Origin of the sequence: Bartonella sp. OT172YNZD (genome assembly GCF_042193725.1) — a bacterium.
GTDB lineage: Bacteria > Pseudomonadota > Alphaproteobacteria > Rhizobiales > Rhizobiaceae > Bartonella > Bartonella grahamii_A.
Map to the genome: position 1 here is coordinate 1 of NZ_JBHILZ010000044.1, position 2,859 is coordinate 2,859.

The following is a 2,859-nucleotide window of genomic DNA, read 5'->3' on the forward strand; positions in this document are numbered from 1 at the left end:
CGCCCAGCCAGTCTTAGTGCCTAGATCAAGACAGAGAATGGTTTGTGCATTAGTGATCATAATCCCCCCTTAAGGCTCTACGTATTTATATGTGTGCTATGACAGAACGTGTTGTGATTGCCTGTCTTGCAAAAATGTTTGTGAAAAAGTATCCTGCCAAAGATTCTAAAAAAGTGGGGTGGGGAAAGATGCAAGAATGGATAAAGATATTTCTTACGGGTTTCCTGTCATTTATCGGATCACTTTCAGTAGCGCTTATTTTAAGATGCAAAGACCGTAAAGAAGCCGCAAAAAAACGAGCACAAGATAAGAAATGGGTAATCAAGAAATTTGCAGAAAGCGAAAAACAAACTGCAGCTCTTGAAGAGCAAGCAAAATCAACAAAAGATATTGCAAAATGGTCAGAAGAACATATTAAAATTTTGTTAGATAACAAAAGAGTACAGGATTTAGGACCGCCACTTTCCATATATGCAACTGGACCGCATCTTCCAACAAAGGACAAGTGGACGCTTCTTTTCTTAAAGGTAGAAAATAATGCACAAACTGTCGTCCATATTTTAAATATAAAGCTAAAAGATAGTTCTCGCTTTATTCTTGGATATGGCATCATATACAAACCTAGGCAAAAAACTTGGCAAATACAATCACCATATGTTAATCCTGACGCGGTTGCAGAATCGCGAGTATTCCCTGGCTTCTGTGATAAAGCAAAGAATTTTCGAACGGGACCAGAAATCGATGTTAATATTTCTGTAGCTCCCTCAGAAGGCAAACCTTCAAAAATCCTTATTTTTGTAGCAGCACGTGAAGAAGATATAAAAGACCAAGTTACTTTAATCATTACCCATACATCCCCACTGCAACCAGAAACAAAAATGACTGTAACAACACAAACCGACCTCATAGACTTTAAAAAAGTGGATTAACTCAATTCAGACGCACACTACACGCATCATTTATTAATTTGATTTCTTCTTCTCTTTTTTTGATGAGGTCATCCCTTAAGAAGCCAAGATTACTTTCGACTAAAGCTGTAAACAAAAGTAGCTCATTTAGGCGATGAAAAGATGACAAATCTTGAGAAAAATAATTATCAAACCAAGTTGTAAAAGCTTGCGTAAAGGCAGATGAAAACCATTGATTAAAATCATCGTATGGCAATAACGGAAAATAATTTCTATCATCACGCGCAAAAATATTTTGCAGTATATAGACAAGATAACCTGTTGATGAGGGATCTATGCAACTTTCACATGTCTGATTAGGCGAGCGAACACCATAATATATATCTTCACGTCCAATCTTATTAACAAGATTAATCAACTTGACCTTACTTATAGTGATATGTGGGACATCTATCATCTCTGATCTTTCTCTTTAAACCTGTGAAGGGTGCTGTTGCTGTTCATTATTATCTGTAGAAGCAGCAGTAAAAGCAGATTGTGAAGATAATTTAGAATCACATGATTGCGTCCTATAAAAAAACGAGAAAAAGTCTTCTGCCTTAATCGGTGCTCCAATTCTTTTGGCTTCATTCAAAAGAATTGGGATATGTTTTGTTGGAATTCTCCCACCAGTTCCACCTTTTGATATAGGACGGAGCCAGACATATACGCGTGTTCTATGCACCCCAAGCAACTGAGATACCCTACGAACCCCACCTAATAGATTTATTATTTCCGAAAATTGTTTCATAGCACATTATGTAGCGATTATAAAAACAATGTCAAGAAGGAAAATTAATAATGAAACCACATGTTGCTAAATTAGAAAATGACGATTGTATACAACGTACCTACAATAAAGATATGACAATAAGTATCTCACAATGGTTGCAAAATGCCTTATCTGAAGCTGGATTAAGCCAATCAGAGCTTTCAAGACAGCTAACCGCTTCTTTAGGTCGCTCGATAGATCGTGCTGCCGTCAATAAAATGCTAAAAGGAACAAGAGATATTTCTGCTCGAGAATTATTAGAAATATCAAAGCTTACAGGTGCTTCTATTCCTACTAATCACTTAGTTCCTTTGATTGGATCTGTAGGAGCCGGAGGAGAAATAATCGCAATAGATTCTGGTTGTCTAGAAGAAGTAGAAGCCCCGCCATCTGCTCCTAAAGGAACTGTTGCTGTTCGCGTGGTAGGTGATTCTATGTTTCCAGCCATTGAAGAAGGAAGCCTTCTTTTTTATTCCTATCATTTGCCACCAGAGGATCTTATTAACAACCGCGCCATCATAAAAACTAAATGTGGAAAAGTTTACATCAAAGTATTACGTCTAGGGAAAGAAAAAGGGAAATGGGTTTTATCCAGTATAAATGGAAAATATGCTGATATCGTAGATGTAGAATTAGAATGGTGTGCACCTATCGACTGGATTAAGCCAGCCAGAATATGAGTTAATATTTTTATACTTTTCTTCAAGCAAGCCTTTAGTTTATTACTTTTAAAAAATTTTTAAAATCGCTACATTTTTTTGTTGACTTTGTTTTTAAAATCGCTACATTGGTATCCATAAACCACGCACAAACAATCGCCAAGAGGCGTTAGGGAGGAAAAATTATGGATAAGCCAATTCTTATTAATTCCAATGAAATTTTATTAGTTTCCTACGATGATAATCAAAACATTGCAGAGTCTGGACCACTTGATGCAAGCCAAATTCTAAGCATTGTTGCTGAGGTAGATGATGCAATCCAAATCTTTCGTATAAATCCTTCTGAGAATAATTGTGAAGATATCTCTGAAGAGATTGCAGACGCATATGTCGAAGCAAATATTGAACATCTCGATGAGGATAGTGAGGTTCATTATTTTATATGCGAAAGTGCTGTTTACAATAAACTTTTAGGCGAGAT

5 protein-coding genes are annotated in these 2,859 nt (G+C 36.4%); 3 read left to right on the forward strand and 2 right to left on the reverse strand.

Features of this window, described 5'->3' with window-relative positions; translation table 11 throughout:
• Positions 1 to 89: 89 nt before the first annotated feature.
• Positions 90 to 929, forward strand: a complete 840-nt coding sequence (locus tag ACFIJS_RS08745) for a hypothetical protein (protein ID WP_375608662.1) — start codon at positions 90 to 92, stop codon at positions 927 to 929.
• Between the two features lies 1 nt (position 930).
• Here ACFIJS_RS08745 and ACFIJS_RS08750 read toward each other — a convergent pair whose 3' ends face one another.
• Positions 931 to 1,365, reverse strand: a complete 435-nt coding sequence (locus ACFIJS_RS08750) for a hypothetical protein (RefSeq protein WP_120100899.1) — start codon at positions 1,363 to 1,365, stop codon at positions 931 to 933.
• 15 nt (positions 1,366 to 1,380) lie between these two features.
• Complete coding sequence (locus ACFIJS_RS08755; RefSeq protein ID WP_375607575.1) at positions 1,381 to 1,698, reverse strand: hypothetical protein; 318 nt, start codon at positions 1,696 to 1,698, stop codon at positions 1,381 to 1,383.
• Positions 1,699 to 1,748: 50 nt separating this feature from the next.
• On the opposite strand from ACFIJS_RS08755, the gene ACFIJS_RS08760 reads away from it, so the two are divergent.
• Positions 1,749 to 2,399 carry a S24 family peptidase gene (locus ACFIJS_RS08760; protein WP_004854224.1) on the forward strand — a complete coding sequence of 217 codons (651 nt, stop codon included), beginning with the start codon at positions 1,749 to 1,751 and terminating at the stop codon, positions 2,397 to 2,399.
• A gap of 164 nt (positions 2,400 to 2,563) precedes the next feature.
• Positions 2,564 to 2,859, forward strand: a 296-nt coding sequence (locus ACFIJS_RS08765) for a hypothetical protein (protein ID WP_375651225.1), incomplete at its 3' end; no start/stop codon positions are given.